1 protein-coding gene is annotated in these 210 nt (G+C 61.9%); it reads left to right on the top strand.

Features of this window, described 5'->3' with window-relative positions; genetic code table 11:
* Nucleotides 1-210, top strand: a 210-nt coding sequence (locus FNJ47_RS49605) for an NAD-dependent epimerase/dehydratase family protein (RefSeq protein WP_163163974.1), incomplete at both ends; no start/stop codon positions are given.

The following is a 210-nucleotide window of genomic DNA, read 5'->3' as shown; positions in this document are numbered from 1 at the left end:
TGCTGACCGGCCCGCTGGAGCCGACCAACGAGCCCTATGCCATCGCCAAGATCGCCGGCATCAAGATGGCCGAGGCCTATCGCAGCCAGTACGGCGCCGATTTCATCAGCGTGATGCCGACCAATCTCTACGGTCCCGGCGACAATTATCATCCCGAATACAGCCACGTCGTCGCTGCGCTGATCCGCCGTTTCCACGAGGCCAAGGTCT

Origin of the sequence: Bradyrhizobium uaiense (assembly GCF_010811875.1) — a bacterium.
Taxonomy (GTDB): Bacteria; Pseudomonadota; Alphaproteobacteria; order Rhizobiales; family Xanthobacteraceae; genus Bradyrhizobium; species Bradyrhizobium uaiense.
Note: the sequence above shows the minus strand (reverse complement) of the source record. Positions and strands in the feature narration are given on the sequence as shown.